12 protein-coding genes are annotated in these 16761 nt (G+C 51.6%); 11 read left to right on the top strand and 1 reads right to left on the bottom strand.

Annotated features, from left to right (window positions below; translation table 11 throughout):
* Positions 1-67 precede the first annotated feature (67 nt).
* The 8 genes from I8J30_RS03215 to I8J30_RS03180 all read left to right on the top strand — a co-directional run bounded on the left by I8J30_RS03215 (position 68) and on the right by I8J30_RS03180 (position 9854).
* Positions 68-1027 carry a DMT family transporter gene (locus I8J30_RS03215; RefSeq protein ID WP_210655304.1) on the top strand — a complete coding sequence of 320 codons (960 nt, stop codon included), beginning with the start codon at positions 68-70 and terminating at the stop codon, positions 1025-1027.
* A gap of 231 nt (positions 1028-1258) precedes the next feature.
* Positions 1259-3022, top strand: coding sequence for a sensor histidine kinase (locus tag I8J30_RS03210; RefSeq protein ID WP_210655302.1), 1764 nt, complete (start codon positions 1259-1261; stop codon positions 3020-3022).
* Positions 3015-4400 carry a response regulator gene (locus I8J30_RS03205; RefSeq protein WP_210655300.1) on the top strand — a complete coding sequence of 462 codons (1386 nt, stop codon included), beginning with the start codon at positions 3015-3017 and terminating at the stop codon, positions 4398-4400. The genes I8J30_RS03210 and I8J30_RS03205 overlap by 8 nt, the downstream gene beginning before the upstream one ends.
* A 176-nt stretch (positions 4401-4576) precedes the next feature.
* Positions 4577-6289 carry an extracellular solute-binding protein gene (locus I8J30_RS03200; protein WP_210655298.1) on the top strand — a complete coding sequence of 571 codons (1713 nt, stop codon included), beginning with the start codon at positions 4577-4579 and terminating at the stop codon, positions 6287-6289.
* A gap of 88 nt (positions 6290-6377) precedes the next feature.
* Positions 6378-7277, top strand: coding sequence for an ABC transporter permease (locus I8J30_RS03195; RefSeq protein ID WP_091214048.1), 900 nt, complete (start codon positions 6378-6380; stop codon positions 7275-7277).
* Positions 7278-7301: 24 nt separating this feature from the next.
* Complete coding sequence (locus I8J30_RS03190) at positions 7302-8186, top strand: carbohydrate ABC transporter permease (protein WP_210655296.1); 885 nt, start codon at positions 7302-7304, stop codon at positions 8184-8186.
* Positions 8187-8211: 25 nt separating this feature from the next.
* Positions 8212-9042 (top strand): ChbG/HpnK family deacetylase, encoded by an 831-nt coding sequence (locus tag I8J30_RS03185; RefSeq protein WP_210655294.1) that lies wholly within the window; start codon positions 8212-8214, stop codon positions 9040-9042.
* Positions 9043-9086: 44 nt separating this feature from the next.
* Positions 9087-9854, top strand: a complete 768-nt coding sequence (locus I8J30_RS03180; RefSeq protein ID WP_210655292.1) for an alpha/beta hydrolase — start codon at positions 9087-9089, stop codon at positions 9852-9854.
* A gap of 1007 nt (positions 9855-10861) precedes the next feature.
* Here the strand turns inward: I8J30_RS03180 and I8J30_RS03175 are convergent.
* The gene (locus I8J30_RS03175) at positions 10862-12973 is read right to left on the bottom strand and encodes a Sip1-related alpha-galactosidase (protein WP_210655290.1); all 2112 of its coding nucleotides are present in this window, start codon (positions 12971-12973) and stop codon (positions 10862-10864) included.
* Positions 12974-13121: 148 nt separating this feature from the next.
* Here I8J30_RS03175 and I8J30_RS33875 point away from each other — a divergent pair, with 148 nt between their 5' ends.
* From I8J30_RS33875 to I8J30_RS03160, 3 genes are all read left to right on the top strand, one after another.
* Positions 13122-13988, top strand: a complete 867-nt coding sequence (locus I8J30_RS33875; protein ID WP_338044810.1) for a zinc-binding dehydrogenase — start codon at positions 13122-13124, stop codon at positions 13986-13988.
* Positions 13989-14157: 169 nt separating this feature from the next.
* Complete coding sequence (locus I8J30_RS03165) at positions 14158-14334, top strand: hypothetical protein (RefSeq protein ID WP_210655287.1); 177 nt, start codon at positions 14158-14160, stop codon at positions 14332-14334.
* Positions 14335-14685: 351 nt separating this feature from the next.
* Positions 14686-16755 (top strand): bifunctional aldolase/short-chain dehydrogenase, encoded by a 2070-nt coding sequence (locus tag I8J30_RS03160; protein WP_210655285.1) that lies wholly within the window; start codon positions 14686-14688, stop codon positions 16753-16755.
* The last annotated feature ends 6 nt before the right edge of the window (positions 16756-16761 follow it).

Here is a 16761-nt window from a genome sequence, read left to right as displayed (position 1 = left end):
CATTGGCAGGGGAGGAAAGGATGACTTACAATAAGTGGGACGATTGGCGACGGGAGAGATGAAGCGGTTGAAACCTTCAAAGGCAGCACTTGCTCCGCTTGGTAAACAAGGCGTGAGCGCATATTTTCTTCTTGGTATTATCGCGTTTCTGTGGGGGCTTAATTATGCTGTCGTGCGGGTCGGTTTGGAGTCGCTCGATCCGATGCTCTTCTTAATGCTGCGCTTCGGTGTGTCCGCAATACTTATGTTCGGCCTTCTCAGATGGAAGGAAGGCAGCATTGGCATTAGCCCGGGCGATCTGTGGAAGTTCATTGCTCTTGGAATTATTGGCACAACCATGCTGGAGAGCTTCGTGGTGGTATCCATCGATTATACGACGCTTGCGAATTCGTCTATTCTAAGCATCGCGCCATGGCCGATCTTCGCGGCGATCTTTGCGCCGATCTTTACGAAGGAGCGCATCAGGCGATCGCTGATCGGATACGGTTTGGTATCGATGCTGGGCGTCATTCTGGTCATCTTGGCAGGAGGCAGTTTCTCGCTGGATTCGGACCTGCTGCTTGGCAATTTGCTTGCGTTCTCCGTTAGCGTCTGCGGTGGATTCTACTCTGCAGCCTGCATTCCGATCCTCCAGAAATATTCGGCGCTGCGGATGACCACTTGGATGTTCAGCTTCGGTACATTGTTTATGCTGCCTTTTACAACCAAAGCTTGGGGAGCAACCGATTGGGCCGGAATAGGCTGGTCAACAATTGGGGCGCTTGCATGCAATATTTTTGTCATCACGATCATCTGCTTCCTCCTGTGGAACAAAGCCATGCCTCAGATCGGCGCAGCAACGGCAAGCTTCTATCGGTATTTGACGCCGCTTGCGGCAGCCTTGTCCGGTGTGTTATTTTTCCAAGAGCCCGTTTATTCCGGCCAACTCGTTGGCGCTTGTTTGATGTTCATGGGATTGATCGGCATCAGCCTGCCGGCGGCTAGATCGGGAACGGTGAAGCAGAAAGCCGGAAGCAGCCTAAACTAGCCCGTATGCAGCTGGACGTAAGTATAAATGATTCCTCGCCTGCAAATACTTTCATTACCGAAGCTGCCGGAGTTGTTCAATGCATGAACTAGATGTAAAATAGTTGAAGCATCAGGAGCCCCTTCAAGCAGCAATGGCAGAGCGGATCAACCATAAGCTCATCCTCACCTCCTTGTTCGTAAAGCTGATGCTTTGCGTGCATGGAGGTTTTCTTATTTGAAGGAGGACGTTATGACTTTTCGAAGCTCGAAACGCAAGCTTGATCTGCTGCCTTATACACTGAAGCACCGGCTGTTAGCCATGCTGGCGCTGTCCGTTATTATTCCGCTGACCCTCATTGGACTCATCTCCTTCTATGGAATCTACAATGTGCTTCAGAACAAGGTAGAGAAAGGAGTCGAGAAGAGCTTGGAGCAAGAGCGCAAAGGGATCGAGTCCATATTAAGCAACTTGGATTACTCCTCCCGCCAGCTCGCCTTCGAAGGGAAGGTCGGTAAAGACCTCAAGAGCTACCTGACGACGGCTGATCCGCTCGACCGCAAAGAATTAGCCGATGAAATTGAGGATTATATATCCTTGATTAATTACACGAACCCGCTGCTTGGGTTGACGACCTATTATTTGCCCGATACGAAGCAGTTTCTGTTTGAGAATTTATATATCAACCCGAAGCTCGACATTAACGACTTTGTGAAAATCAACCAGAATACGAGCAATTATACAATTCACGGCCCGCATCGCACGTTATATACGAACAGCCGCAATTCCGTCTTCTCGATTATGCGGCAAACGGAAACAAGCTCCGGCGACAAGAGCACCGTGCCGATCTATGTCTATATTGAGACGAATGTCTCTGCAATCACAAGCTTGTTCAACAATGACCCCTACGGGATGCCTGTCCGGCATTTGATGCTGGACGCGAAAGGCCACATTATCTATAACAGCCAGGAAGACACCGAATTCCCGATTGGCGCCGATATCACTTCCATAAAAGATCGGCTCGGAGATAAGTTTGTCTTCTTTGAAACCTCAAGCAACTTCGGCATTAAAGTCGCAGTCGTTATTGACCGTAATGACTACCATAAAGAGATGAACGCTTGGTTGAAGCGCTTCGCAGCCGTTGGCATTCTCTCGCTTATTATCGGTTTAGTCATCGGTTGGATCATCTGGAGCATGATTTACGGTCCGCTGCAGCGCATCCGCAAACAGTTCAAGCTGCTTGGCGAGAATCGGTTCAATGAGCCGCCGGTTTCCCTTCGTATGAAGGAGTTTGACGAGCTGCTGTACCACTTCTATGAGATGCGCCAGCGCATCCGCGAATTGATGTCAGAGATCGAACAGAAGGAATCGCGCAAAAGACATCTCGAAGTCGAGAAGCTCATGTATCAGATGAACCCGCATTTTATTCATAACACGCTTAACACGGCGCAGTGGCTCGCTCGCATTAACGGTCAGGACGAAATCGTCCGGCTGCTGATGATCTTTACCCGTGTGCTCAATTACAATCTGGGCAAGGAAGGCAAGATCGTCACCGTCGGCGATGAAATCCAGACAGTCAAAGACTACATGGAGCTGCAGCAAATCAGATACAACCATAAGTTTAACGTGGAGATCGAGGTGGACGAGGCGACAAGCGCGATTGAAATGCCGCGATTTATTTTGCAGCCGCTTGTCGAGAATGCCCTTTATCATGGTTTCAAGCAAAAGGATGGCACGATAACCGTAAGGGTAAGCAGGGCAGATGAAGAGCATCTGTTCATCTGCGTGAAGGACAATGGGGAAGGCATGTCGCAGGAGGTTATCGAGAAACTGTTTCATTCCAATGACCCCAACCGCCGTAAGGTCGGCCTTGGGATTGGGCTTAATTTTGTCAATAATATTGTGAAAATGTACTACGGTGATCCGTATGGACTCGAGGTAACCAGCACGCTCGGAGTCGGTACGGAAATGCGGCTGCTGCTGCCGATCACGGTGAAGGAGGTATGGGATGATTAGGACATTGATCGTAGACGATGAGCATTTGGTGCGCAAAGGATTGGTCTTTACCGTACCGTGGAAGGAATGCGGGTTTGAAATTGTTGCTGAGGCGGACAATGGGGAGAGCGCGCTCGACATTATCGATCGGGTACCGATCGATCTGCTGCTGACCGATTTGACGATGCCGGTCATGGACGGATTTGAATTAATGCGTATTGTAAAAGAACGTTACCCTGCGGTACGGACCGTTGTGCTGACCTGTCATCAGGATTTTCATTTTCTGCAGGATGCGATGCGCCTCGGCGCCATCGACTATGTCGTGAAGACCGATATCGCGGATAATGTGCTCGAAGAAATGCTGCTGCGCATATCCGAGCGAATCGTGGCGGAGCAAGCACAAGGCGGTCCTGCTGATGCATCCGGGCAGGCGAAGCAGGCTGAATCCAAAGAGTCTCTGGTAATTATGATGCCGGAGCAAGTTACACCGCGAGCACGTCCGGCAGGTTTGGAAGGCGCCGTTCAAATTCAAGATTCGATCTGGATGGTTCCCGGCAAAACCAGTTCCGAAATCGATGCGCTGCTGTCTCGGATCGAAAGCGAAGGCGAAGCGGACAAGCTTTGTTACGCACGCGTAACGAATTGGCCGGATAAGCCGAGAACATCGGATTGGCTTCCAATGCTGAAGGAACGCATGTTTTATGAGTCCTATGCAAACGATGAATATACCGTTTCGCTTTCGGAGCTCATCGGTGAGAAGCCGAGCACGATGGATGTGCCAGCTGATATCCGGCTAGCTTGGCACAATCAGCGCTGGTTGTTTGATAAGAAAGAGTTCGAGGACTTGCTGCTGGCTATCCGCGATGGCAGGCCTTCCTATCGCAGCGTCGTGACGATGTTCGAGGAATTGGCGGCCGCTTGGGATTTGATCGCCGTTAACAATCGGTTGTGGCCGGACTGGCGCATGGCGACAGCGGCTTTCACCACGCTTGTTGAATGGCAGCGCTGGTTCGAGCAAGCGTCAATGAGCATCACTCAGTACGCCAGAAGCCGCGGATTCTCGAACGATGTGTTTATCGCGATCATGCGTGCGCTTGAGATGCTGCATACGGATTCAGGTGGAAGCGCCAATCGTACGGAGCTGTCCGCGAAAGTGAATCTCAGCCAGAGCTATTTCAGTACGATATTCAAAGAGATCATCGGCAAGTCCTTTCATGAAGCGGTTAAGGAAGCGCGGCTGGAGAAAGCCAAGCAGATGCTGGTCCAGCATGCAGATATGCCGATCTATTGGATCGCGGAGAAGACAGGCTTCCAAGATGAGAAGTATTTCAGTAAGATATTCCGGCTGCAAACCGGCATGGTGCCATCGGAGTTCAGAGAACGTCAATTACGGCGGTAAGGTAGAAAAAAAACGAATGCAGGTGAGAAAAAAGTCGTCTGGCGTCGACAATGATGTCCGATAGGCAGACGTTCTTCTCCCGTGCATAAGTCCCGATTCTCTCACGATTCGGCTTGATGCGGCGGTATGATGGTCATGTACCAAATAACATTAAACAGCCGAAAGAAGGGGTAGCATTGAAAAAAGCAGCATTGTTGTCGGCAGTAGCATTAATGCTTGTTGTAACCGCTTGCGGAGATAAAACAAACGAGACCGCAAACTCGAACAACTCGAATAACACACAAGCGGACGCACCGGCAAACACGCCGGTAGAGAAAGCGGATCCGTTTGGAAAATACGCAGAAACCGTTGAGTTTACGACAATCGTAAACAACAACCCTGAGGCAGCAAAGAAGTTCCCTGAAGGCGAATCCTTCGAAAACAATAAATACAAGTCTTACCTGGAAACATCCCTTAACGTAAAATCCACGCCGCTTTGGGAAGCGAATGGATCGGCTTACTCCAATAAATTCAACCTCATGATCGCAAGTAACGATCTGCCGGACATCTTCGTTGTAGAGAACATCGACAAGACTCCTGCAAAAACACTTCTGAAGCGGATGTACGATGCAGGCATGCTTGAAGACCTGACTACGGTTTATGAGCAGTATGCAAGCGACGCGGTGAAAGAAGTTAATAAATCGGTAGACAACAAAGCGCTTGAGAACGCATCGTTCGACGGCAAGCTGTACGGCCTGCCAAGCGTTAACGATATGAACAACGCACAGATGGTATGGATTCGCCAAGATTGGCTGGACAAGCTGCAATTGAAAGCTCCTACGACAACGGATGAGCTGATGGCTGTTGCCAAAGCGTTCAAAGAGCAAGATCCGGACGGCAACGGCAAAGCAGATACGCTTGGTCTTGCTGTGCAAGGTGCTCAATTGTTCAACAACGATCCGTTTACGTTGACAGGTTTCGTATGGGCAGAGAACGCGTTCCCGAACATGTGGGTCAAAGACGCTTCCGGTAAGCTCGTGTACGGTTCGACAACGCCTGAAATGAAAACGGCGCTTGGCAAATTGGCGCAAATGTACAAAGACGGCTCGATCGACAGCGAATTCGCGCTTCGTGACGGCAACAAAACAGCTGAATTCCTGGTTAGCGACCGCGCTGGTATGATGATGGGCATGTGGTGGAACCCGTACTGGCCAATCGGCGGTGCCATCGACAACAACCCTAAAGGCGAGTGGAAAGCTTATCCGATTCTGACAGGCGACCATGTTAACGTAGGTAACGAGTTCTACTCCAATTCCTTCATGGTTGTTAAGAAAGGCTACGCACACCCGGAGCTGGCCGTGAAAATCATGAACACGATGAAAGCAAACTCGACGAAGAAAATTCCTGAGCTGCTTGAGCTTGAAACGACAGGCATCTACAAAGCAAGCGATTCGACTAGAAACCAATGGGGTCTGAACGCGCAAATTTCCCCGGCATTCCCGGATACAACAGCTCGTACGGTTAAGAAATTCGATGAGATTTTCGCTGGTACGGCACAAGAAGGCATTCTTGATATCGCGGAGAAACCGATCTTCGATCAAGTGAAATCCGAGAAGGACAATCCGAAGAAAGACCTCAACAACTACAAGACGTTCCTGGCTTGGATGGAAGGTAACGGCGTAGTATCGCATAACAAGCTGAACAACGTATTCAACGAATTCACCGGCACAACGCCAACCATGGAGCAAAGCAACACGACGCTTACGGACCTGCAGACGAAAGTGTTCCTCGAAATCATCATGGGCAAGAAGGATATTTCGGAGTTCGACAACTTCGTAACGCAGTGGAACAAGCTGGGCGGCGAGAAGATCACGGAAGAAGTAAACGCAGAATATACAAAAACGCATTAAGGTTAGTTCAAGCTGATGGAGAAGGAAAGGCGTTAATCCTAACGGTTAACGCCTTTCGTTTCCTAAGCGGGATGGGAGGATTATAGAGATGGCAAAGCTGTGGCAGAAGGAATCCATACATTTTCATATCATGCTGTTGCCGGCACTCGCATTGGTCTTGATTTTTCAAATCTATCCGATGTCAGGTATCGTATTGGCATTCAAAGATTTTGTGCCTACCAAAGGAATCTGGGGCTCGCCATGGGCAGGCTTCAAACATTTTCTCTTCGTGCTCGACAACCCGGAAAGCGCCACGATTTTGCGCAACACCTTAATTATTTCGTTCGGTAAAATCATTACCCTCATTATTGTGCCGGTCATCTTCGCACTGATGCTCAATGAAATTAGACTGCGCTGGTTTAAACGTACCGTGCAAACCGTCGTCTATCTGCCTCACTTCCTGTCATGGGTAGTCGTAGCCGGTATTCTCAAAGATGTGCTTTCGCTTAGCGGTCCCGTTAACTGGGTGCTGCACAGCTGGTTTGGCTTGGATCCGCAAATGTTCCTCGGGAGCAATGAATGGTTCCGCACGATCATCGTGTCATCCAACGTATGGAAAGAGTTCGGATTCTCAACGATTATCTACTTAGCGGCTCTCACCAACATCAACCCTTCGCTGTATGAAGCGGCTGAAATTGACGGAGCAGGACGTTTCCAAAAACTAATGAATATTACATTGCCGGGCATTGCGATGACCATCGCGCTGCTTGCTACACTTAGCCTTAATGGTGTACTTAATGCGGGCTTCGACCAAGTCTTCAACATGTACAACGTACTGGTCATGGAATCCGGCGATATTATTGATACGTATGTGTACCGCTCAGGGCTGATGTCCGCCCAGTATGAGATGGCAACCGCGATCGGATTGCTTAATTCCGTCGTGAGCTTCATTTTGGTTATTCTGACTTATACGATGGCTTATCGATTTGCTAATTATCGGATCTTCTAGTGTATACAAGCGAGGTGAAAAGGTATGGTTCAAAATAAAACGCTCGGTTCACGGTCATTTGATGTGCTGCTGCTGCTGTTCATGGCAGTTATCTCACTTCTGTCCGTTGCGCCTATTATTCATACGCTGGCGTTGTCGCTGAGTAAAGCTTCCTTCGCTATGGCCGGACAAGTTTTTCTATGGCCGAAAGGCTTTGATATCAGTTCTTATCAAAAAGTGTTCACGGATAAGCAATTCTTTCTCTCATTCTGGGTTTCGGTAAAACGTACCGTCACTTATACTGGATTTAGCTTGCTCGTCACTGTACTGATGTCGTACCCGTTATCGCGCGAAACCAAACAGTTCAAATCGCGGAACGTCTACATGTGGGTATTCGTATTCGTCATGATGTTTAACGGCGGTCTCGTGCCTACGTACCTGACGATCAAATCCCTTGGCATGATGAACAACTTCTGGGTGCTGATTCTGCCGGGTCTCGTTAACGTGTATAACGCTATTCTGGTGATGAACTTCTTCCGTAACCTGCCGAAGGAATTGGACGAATCGGCTGGCATGGACGGAGCAGGCGCTTGGCGGAAGCTGGTTCTTATTTACTTGCCGCTTTCGCTGCCGGTACTTGCAACGATTACGCTCTTTAATATCGTGAGCACCTGGAATGAATATTTTTCTGCGATGATCTACGTTACGAAGAGCAACTTGATTCCGCTGCAAACGTATCTGCAGCAGGTCGTAGTAACGATCGATCCGACGAAAATCACCACAGAGAATGTAAGCCAGCTTACGAAAGTATCGAGCGAAACCCTTAACTCGGCCAAAATCGCCGTAACGATGCTGCCGATTCTCATTATTTATCCGCTGCTTCAGCGCTATTTCATCACGGGGATAACGATGGGTTCTGTCAAAGAATAAATCCAACGGGAAACGAGGATCTTTCATGACGAACAGTACGAACAGTACGAACAGTACAGATAGTGTGAACAGTACAGTATCATTAATTACAAGAGCCGACGACTGCGGCAATTGCGAGTCCCATAACTTAGCGATCGCGGAGAGCTGCAAGCACGGTATCGTGCGCAACGTCTCCGTGATGGCAACGGGCGCCGCGTTAGATCATGCGGCGGCTTTGTTTGCCGGAGACCGAAGCATCTGCTTCGGTCTTCATGCTACGATGAATGCGGAATGGGAGACGTTCCGCTGGAAGCCGCTGCTCCCGGCATCTGAAGTGTCGACACTTGTTGAGGCGGACGGTTATTTCAAGCAGCACCCGGGTCTGTGGCTTGCCGCGCCGCCGGATGTCGAGCAGATTTTAAGCGAGATGAAGGCGCAGTTGGACAAGCTTCGTGCAGCCGGATTTGCAATAACGTATGCCGATTCGCATATGTTCTTTGAATGGGCGATTAAGGGGCTTGATGCGGCTTTTGATGCATGGTGCGTGCAAGAAGGGCTTATCAGCCATCGTCCGTTTACGGGCAGGTTGCCTGAGATCAGCGGCGATGATGCAGGCGAAAGCGTAGTGGCGGGGGATCCGGTGGATCAGTTCGTCGCTCGGCTGAAGCACGCCGCGCCGGGACAGTATTTGATCGTCGGCCATCCCGGCTATGATGATGAAGAGACTCGGAGCTGGGGAAATTCGGATTATCCGGGTACGAAGGTTGCGCAAGATCGCCACTGGGAACGTTTGATGTTTACGGATAAGCGTGTACTGGACGCGGTTCGAAGCGGCGGCGTACGGTTGCTTCGTTATGACGAGGCTCAGGCGCTATAGAAACGATTGCGAATTCCATCGCAGCTACAGGAGGAGAATGAACGATGGCAGTCATTCATATGGATTTTTTTTCAAGCGTGTTGGGGATGACCTCCTCGGTGTCCATCGTGATGCCGCAGGACGTGCAGCCGGGCGAGAAGCTGCCGGTGCTGTACATGCTCCATGGTTTAAGCGATAACGAGAATACATGGCTTCGCCAAACGACGCTGGAGTACCAGCTTTCCAAATACCGCATGTTCGTCGTCATGCCGAACGTGCACCGCAGCTTCTACTCCGATATGGCGCATGGCCGCAAGTATTGGACGTATGTGAGCGAGGAGCTTCCGAAGATCGTGAAAGCGATGTTCCCGATTTCGGACCGCAGAGAAGATACCTTTGCAGCCGGCTTGTCGATGGGCGGTTACGGCGCAATGAAGCTGGCGCTGGCTTATCCGGAGCGTTACGCTGCCGCGGCAAGCTTCTCCGGCGCGCTGGATATCCACGCGATTGAGAATTTGTTTGAAGGCAGTGAGTTCACCGATATTTTCGGTGATGCGGCAGGCACGCAGGAGCACAAGGACGACTTGTTCCACCTTGCGAATGTTGCAGCGAAATCCGGCAAAGAGCTCCCTGCGCTTTACCAATGCTGCGGCACGGAAGACTTCCTCTATGCCGACAATATCCGCTTCTTATACCATATCAAAGCGCTGGGCATCGAACTCACCTACGAGGAAGAAACAGGCTTGCACGAATGGGGCTACTGGAACATGAAGCTGCCGCGCGTGCTTGAGTTTCTTACCGGTGCTGCGAAGAAGGATGCTGTAACGACATAGAATGATGTAGATACCCGCTGGTCGATTCGTTGACTAGCGGGTGTTTTTTGTTGTTGTGGTGGAAGTCACTCGCCGCATTTGCAATCTCAAGCACGACGTCCTCCGCCCCCTTGCATCCGCGAACCTGCGCCTCCCACGCCCCCCCGAACCCGGGAATCGGCACCGCACCCGGCACCGCGCACCACACACTTTGAATTCTAGCCTACCTACTCATACAATGAAGGATGTAACGGACATATATGGCCGTTACAGGCGTTTATCGCTATTAGTCTGCCTGTAACGGTCATTTTTGTTCATTACAGCTGAATTATTAGTGTCTTGGGCTAGTTTTCGGTTCTAACGGACAGTCTTGACCATTAAATTTCTTATTTTGGAATTCTTACTTTCTAACGGACATTATTAACCGTTAGGTGGCTTTAATCCTTTTCAAGCTCCCGATCTAAGTCCAAAAGAGAAGTGAATAGCTCCCAGAGCAACACATCCTCCGAAACTCGGAGGAATCGAGTAAAGAGTAGCCCCCAGAGCAACACATCCACCGACATTAGTTGGCAACGAGTAAGAGGGGCTCCCAGAGTAATACATTGATGGAAGTAAGGTGGATTAGAGTAAGAGTAGCTCAAAGAGCAACACATTGATGGGATTTGAGGAAATAGGAGTAACTCGCCTAGAGATCTACATTGGTGGGAATGTGGCTCACACAGAGATCCACATTAACCTAAAAATGGCGAAAATAGACTTTGTAGCTCATCCAGAGATCTACATTGTGATAAGCTCGGTTAGAAAGAGTATTTTCCAAAGCAACACCTCCGCCGGCGTTCGGCGATCGAGCAACAAGAGGGGAACGAGTTACCGCACATTGGCGGGAAATCGGCGATCGAGCAGCAAGAGAGGTAGCAGATACCGCACATTGGAGGAATACCCGCGAGGTAACAACCAACAATACAAAATGGGCTGCCTCACATGCCGCATACGCATACATGCGTGCTGTGTGAGGCAGCCCATTCCTTCTAAGCAAAACGGATTTCGATGAGTACTTCTGTGGTGCTTGAATCACTTGCGATAGAGTAGAAGCCCTGCTCGGAGCGGACTTCGACAGCTTGTCCGTTCACGGTTGCGGATACCGGCGCGGTCTTCGACGCGAAACCGTACACGCCGCCTTCATGCAATAGCACAGTTGCGCGGTCCGGTTGAGCGAGCATCCATTTGACGGTAGCCGCCGACACGTACTTGTCGATTAAGCCGAAGCTTGCAAAGCCGTTACGGTAAGGGGCGGCCGTGAACAGCTGCGGTTTGCCGCGTTCGACCGTGAAGCCATACGCCGCCACGGTCTCGCCAAGCAAGGAGGCGCTGCGGCCGAAGTGCGAATAGACAGCATACTCGTCGGCAGCCTCCATCCCAGCGATGTCCGTCAAGCGGAACTCGCCATCAATCGGCGCAGCATCCGCATGAATGTGGAAACATGCGAGCAGTCCGCTGTCGCCGGAGCGGCTCATGATTTTGAGCGGCACCGCGGTTTCGACGGGGTTCACCAGCAGTACGTCCTCTGTCGGTACGCCCGGCTTGTCGGCACGAAGAATGCGGCCATCGGACAGAATAAGCGGGCGCAGTACTTCAGCATCGGTCTCGCCGACTTTATCGCTAACATAAACGGGGCCGCCGCTAATCGCGCGGAGAACGGCATGATCCGTACGATCCGCGTGGGACGTCCACCAAATATCCCAATCGCCCCAATACAGCGTGCTGTGATAGAACGAATTGTAGGCGTTCTGCAGCGCATGCTCGCGGAACCATTCCGGCTTCGCGGGATAGAAGTCGTCGCTGTTACGTGAAATTGCAGAGTTAACGCGGCTCCACACATTTTCCTGCGCCATGCCCATGCAGTTGATCAAGCGGCCATCAAAATATAGCGATGCCGAAGCTTCAAGCGCCTCATGCAATCCCTTCGCCGCTTGTCCAAGAGGCTGTTGGCCTTTGACAAATTCGATCACGGAGCTCTGGCTGTCCACCTTCAGCATGTCGATGCCTTGCGCGGACAACCAGCTATGCCATTGCTTCCAGAAACCGAAGCCGATCTTCGCATCCGTGCTCGGAACCAAACGACCGGCAGTGTCGGTCTGCAGCAGGTCGCGATGTTTAATAGCGATTTCGCCCTCCGGATCAACGCCATGCCAATAACCCGTGAACGCATGCCAGACGCCGACCCAGTTGACGCCGAAGTCGTTCTTGAGCTTGCTTACCGTACCGGCAAGACCATCCGGGAACTTCGAGCGATCTTCCTGGAACGACACAAGAGCTTTCTCGCGCACCGGAGACCAGCCGTCGTCAATCATCACCCATTTGACCGGAACCTGTTTAGTACGCAGCTCCTCCGCTTTCTCCTCAATGCCCTTCTGCGAAACATCATGATAGAACGCATCCCATGTGCACCAGCCCAAATAGTCGAAAACCTCTGGGTAACGCTTCGACTCCCGAAGCCGAACCGGCTCTTGCCGAGCCAGGAATACCGCTTCAGCGGCTTTCTCGACAACCTCATAAGCGTTGTCACCTTCATGAAGAACAAACAGCAGCTCACGGCCCGTCCTTACACCGCGAAGCAGCGGAGAAATAACAAACTGCAGTCCTTCGCCGTCACCGCGCATCGTCGTTTTGAACACATTCGAGCATTGCGGGAACAGCTGCGTGTAGCGGCCGCCCGCTTTCCAGAGCAGCGCCTGCGTTTTCTCAGGGAGAGCTGCAGTGCTCTTCGCCATATAAGGTCGGGTCCACCACCATTTGTACGCATTATAGTGGGCGAGTATGCCTTCCAAGCTGCCGACAGGCTCGCCGACCGACAGCAGTATGCCGGCATCCGCTGCCAATGAATGCGTCACGCCGAAGACATCCTGTTTTAATTGCACCGACATATAAGCACTTACGGTGTGCTCGTAACAACGAAGCTCGAGCGTCAGCCGGCTTGTTTCCTCCGCGTCCCGGAAAGGCAGCAAGTACGTTTCGTAACTGCCCGTTTCGTCCACACCGCCATCGCCTTGCACCCAACCTGCTGTTTCATAAACAGGCGTATCGCCATTTTCGTAAGTCACTGTAAGTCCATATCGGTTAAATAATCGCTGTGGATTCATCTGTTATTCCCCTTTGCCGCTTCAATCGTGCCCTGCAGCAAACAAACAAGCAAGCAGAGTACACCTGTAATCATAACGGAAATGCGCCGCATGGCAGGAGGGAAATAGGTCTTGCAAAGGTGGAAAATCGTCTGTAGTTGCATGGGAAATATACGGACATGAGCTGTCCGGCGTGGTTGAGGAAGTAGGCGAAGGCGTGGTGTCCGGTGCGAAGCCCGGTGACCGCGTCATCATTGAACCGGCGATTCCGTGCGGCAGCTGCTATCCATGCCTAAGCGGGAAGTACAACTGCTGCATCGATATGAAATTCGTCGGCTCCTTTGGCGGGCAAGGCGGGTTTGCCGACTATGTAGCGGTGCCGGAGCGGTGCATTCATCCGATGCCGGATGAGATGGAATACCGCATCGGCGCGTTGTGCGAGCCGTTCACGATTGGCGCACAGGCGGTCAAGCAGGCTGGTGTGAAGGATGGCATGACCGTCACGATTCTTGGCATGGGCCCGATCGGGCTGACGATTCTGATTCTGCTGAAGCAGCTGTATGCTGTGCGCGTGTTCGCCGTCGATGTCGTGCCGGAGCGGCTGCTGACCGCGAAGCAATTCGGTGCGGACGTCTTGATCAATCCGCTGGAAGCGGATCCTGTGCAGCGCGTGAAGGAATTGACCGGCGGGGAATATTCCAATGCCGTCATCGAGGTGGCCGGTCTCAAGCGCACGATGGAGCAGACGATTCATCTGGTCAGCGCAGGCGGCCATGTTGTGATCGTGGGGCTGACCTCTGACGATGTGAGTTTTCCCGGCATCCTGTTTACGAAGAAGGAAGTCGAAATCCGCGGCAGCCGGAACAGCGTGGATCAATTTCCGTTCATTATCGATTTCCTCAGCCGCAATCGCGAGCTGGCTGATGCGTTCATCACGGCGACGATGCCGTTCCGGGACATCGCCCATGCCTTCCATGAGACCAAAACGAAACCGAATGCGTTTAATAAGATTATTTTGATGTTTGATGAGGTGTAAGTGATTTATCTAGGCGCTTGATTCGCCAACTAACTTGCAAGAGTTGCCCTGGGGGCTACTCTTTCGTAAAACTAGCTTACTTTCCGACAAAGAGTTGCTCTGGGAGCCACTCTTTGGCTTGAATAGCAAATCGGCAAGTTGAGTGAAAGAAAGGTACCAAGGGATCTACATGGGAGCGAATTCGGCGAAATTAGCGAAAGAAGGGTACCAGGGGATCTACATGGGAGCGAATTCGGCGAAATTAGCGAAAGAAGAGCACCAGGGGATCTACATGGGAGCGAATTCGGCGAATCGAGTGAAAGAAGAGCACCAGGGGATCTACATGAGTGCGAAATCGGCAAGTTGAGCGAAAGAAGGGTACCAGGGGATCTACATGGGAGCGAATTCGGCGAATCGAGTGAAAGAAGAGCACTAGGGGATCTACATGAGTGCGAAATCGGCAAGTTGAGCGAAAGAAGGGTACCAGGGGGTCTACATGGGAGCGAATTCGGCGAATTTAGCGCATGTAGAGTACCTAGGGATCTACCTGGTGGGCTATATTCAATCCAATAAATAACCCGGAAAAAGCAGCGAAGAAGCATCTTCGCTGCTGTTTTCGGGTATTTTTGTTTTTGTTTGATTTTCTGTATTCAAAAACAAACAAACATGTTACACTGATCTCAACATCATATATCAAACTCATTCGGAGGTATTCACAATGGTACAAAGTTTGTGGGAGCAAGAGAAAGCATCGGAGCTGCAAGGCGGACTTGCGCAGCTGGTTTATCGTTCGAACATCATCGGCACGGATCGCCGGGTATGCAACTGGGGCGGCGGCAACACGTCCAGCAAGACGACGGTACAGGATTTCCGCGGTCGTGACATTGAAGTGATGTATGTGAAAGGAAGCGGCTCTGACCTTGCTACGATGAAAGCGGGCAATTTCACGGGTTTGCGCATGGAGGATATTCGTCCGCTGTTCGAGCGCGATGAAATGTCCGATGAGGAAATGGTTGGTTACCTGGCACACTGCATGATCGACAGCAAGCACCCGCGCGCTTCGATCGAAACGCTGCTGCATGCCTTCCTTCCGTTCAAACACGTGGATCACACGCATCCGGATTCCATCATCAGCCTGTGCTGCGCGGATAACGGCAGAGAGCTGGCGAAAGAAATTTTCGGCGATCGTTTCGTATGGGTCCCTTATGTACGCCCGGGCTTCACCCTATCCAAAATGATTGCGCAAGGCGTGCTCTCGAATCCGAAAGCAGAGCTCGTGCTTATGGAGAAACACGGTCTCGTCACTTGGGGCGAAACGTCCGAAGAAGCATACGCGCAAACGATCAAAATCATCACAGAAGCGGAAGACTTCATTGAAGCTAGCGTCAACGAAGCGAAGCTGTTCGGCGGCGTGAAACACGCAGCGCTTGAAGCCGATGTGCGCAGAAGCATCGCTGCACAAGTGATGCCAACGATTCGCGGCGCAGTCAGCGATGCGAAGAAAATGATTTTGACCTTCGACGATGCAGACGACGTGCTGGCATTCGTAGGCGGCGCGAAATCCCCTGAGCTGTCCCAAGTCGGCGCAGCTTGCCCGGACCACCTCGTTCACACGAAGGTTGTGCCACTGTTCATCGATTGGACGCCTAACCCGGCAGACATCGATGGCTTGAAAGCGATTCTTAAAGAAAGCATCGCTGCGTATAAGAAACAATATGAAGCCTATTTCGAACGGAATAAGAACGAAGGCGACGTGATGTTCGAAGCGGCGCCGCGCGTTATTCTAATTCCGGGAATCGGCATGATTAATACAGGCAAAAGCTGGTCCAACTCAAAAGTAAGCGGCGCACTTTACCACCGTGCCATTGCCGTTATGCGCGGCGCAACAGCGCTAGGCGACTTCGTCTCCCTGAGCGAGAATGAATCCTACAACGTCGAGTACTGGCCGCTTGAGCTGTACAAACTGTCGCTTGCTCCTGCAGAAGCGGAATTCTCCCGCAAAGTCGCGTTCATTACCGGCGGTGCCGGCGGTATCGGCAGCGAAACGGCTCGCCGCCTCGTTTCCGAAGGCGCGCATGTAGTGCTTGCCGACCTGAATTTGGAAGGTGCGGAGCGGGTAGCCGGCGAAATTAATGGGAAGTACGGCGAAGGCCGTGCGGCTGCCGTGAAGATGGACGTGACAAGCGAAGAAGCGGTTATGGCGGCTATCGCGGAAACTGCCATCACGTACGGCGGCATCGACATCATCGTGAACAACGCGGGTCTAGCAACCTCGAGCCCGTTTGACCAAACATCCTTGAAAGAATGGAACCTGAACATGAACGTGCTTGGCACAGGTTACTTCCTGGTCGCACGTGAAGCGTTCAAGCTGATGAAAGAGCAAGCGATCGGCGGCAACATGGTCTTCATCGGTTCCAAAAACTCCGTGTATGCGGGCAAGAGCGCATCGGCTTACAGCTCGGCAAAAGCATTGGAGGCTCACTTGGCACGCTGCGTGGCGGCAGAAGGCGGAGAGTTCGGCATTCGCTGCAATACGATTTTGCCGGATGCGATTCTGCAAGGCTCCACGATCTGGAACGGCAGCTGGCGCAACGAGCGGGCAGCCGCTTACGGCATCGAGCCGGATCAGCTGGAAGAGTACTACCGTAAACGGACGACGCTGCTCGTTAACATCTATCCGCGCGATATCGCTGAAGGCGTTGCATTCTTTGCATCATCCAAGGCCGATAAGACGACTGGCTGCATGTTGACGATTGACGGCGGCGTGCCGGCAGCATTCACACGATAAGAGAGG

The organism is Paenibacillus lignilyticus (genome assembly GCF_017942085.1).
Classification (GTDB): domain Bacteria; phylum Bacillota; class Bacilli; order Paenibacillales; family Paenibacillaceae; genus Paenibacillus_Z; species Paenibacillus_Z lignilyticus.
This window is presented reverse-complemented; position numbering and strand designations above follow the sequence as displayed.

Bases quoted from the DNA above. Each gene is read 5' to 3' on its own strand.
- I8J30_RS03160 (WP_210655285.1), top strand. From the start codon at position 14,686: ATGGTACAAAGTTTGTGGGAGCAAGAGAAAGCATCGGAGCTGCAAGGC.
- I8J30_RS03190 (WP_210655296.1), top strand. From the start codon at position 7,302: ATGGTTCAAAATAAAACGCTCGGTTCACGGTCATTTGATGTGCTGCTG.
- I8J30_RS03175 (WP_210655290.1), bottom strand. From the start codon at position 12,973: ATGAATCCACAGCGATTATTTAACCGATATGGACTTACAGTGACTTAC.
- I8J30_RS03195 (WP_091214048.1), top strand. From the start codon at position 6,378: ATGGCAAAGCTGTGGCAGAAGGAATCCATACATTTTCATATCATGCTG.
- I8J30_RS03205 (WP_210655300.1), top strand. From the start codon at position 3,015: ATGATTAGGACATTGATCGTAGACGATGAGCATTTGGTGCGCAAAGGA.
- I8J30_RS03165 (WP_210655287.1), top strand. From the start codon at position 14,158: ATGGGAGCGAATTCGGCGAAATTAGCGAAAGAAGGGTACCAGGGGATC.
- I8J30_RS03210 (WP_210655302.1), top strand. From the start codon at position 1,259: ATGACTTTTCGAAGCTCGAAACGCAAGCTTGATCTGCTGCCTTATACA.
- I8J30_RS03180 (WP_210655292.1), top strand. From the start codon at position 9,087: ATGGCAGTCATTCATATGGATTTTTTTTCAAGCGTGTTGGGGATGACC.
- I8J30_RS03185 (WP_210655294.1), top strand. From the start codon at position 8,212: ATGACGAACAGTACGAACAGTACGAACAGTACAGATAGTGTGAACAGT.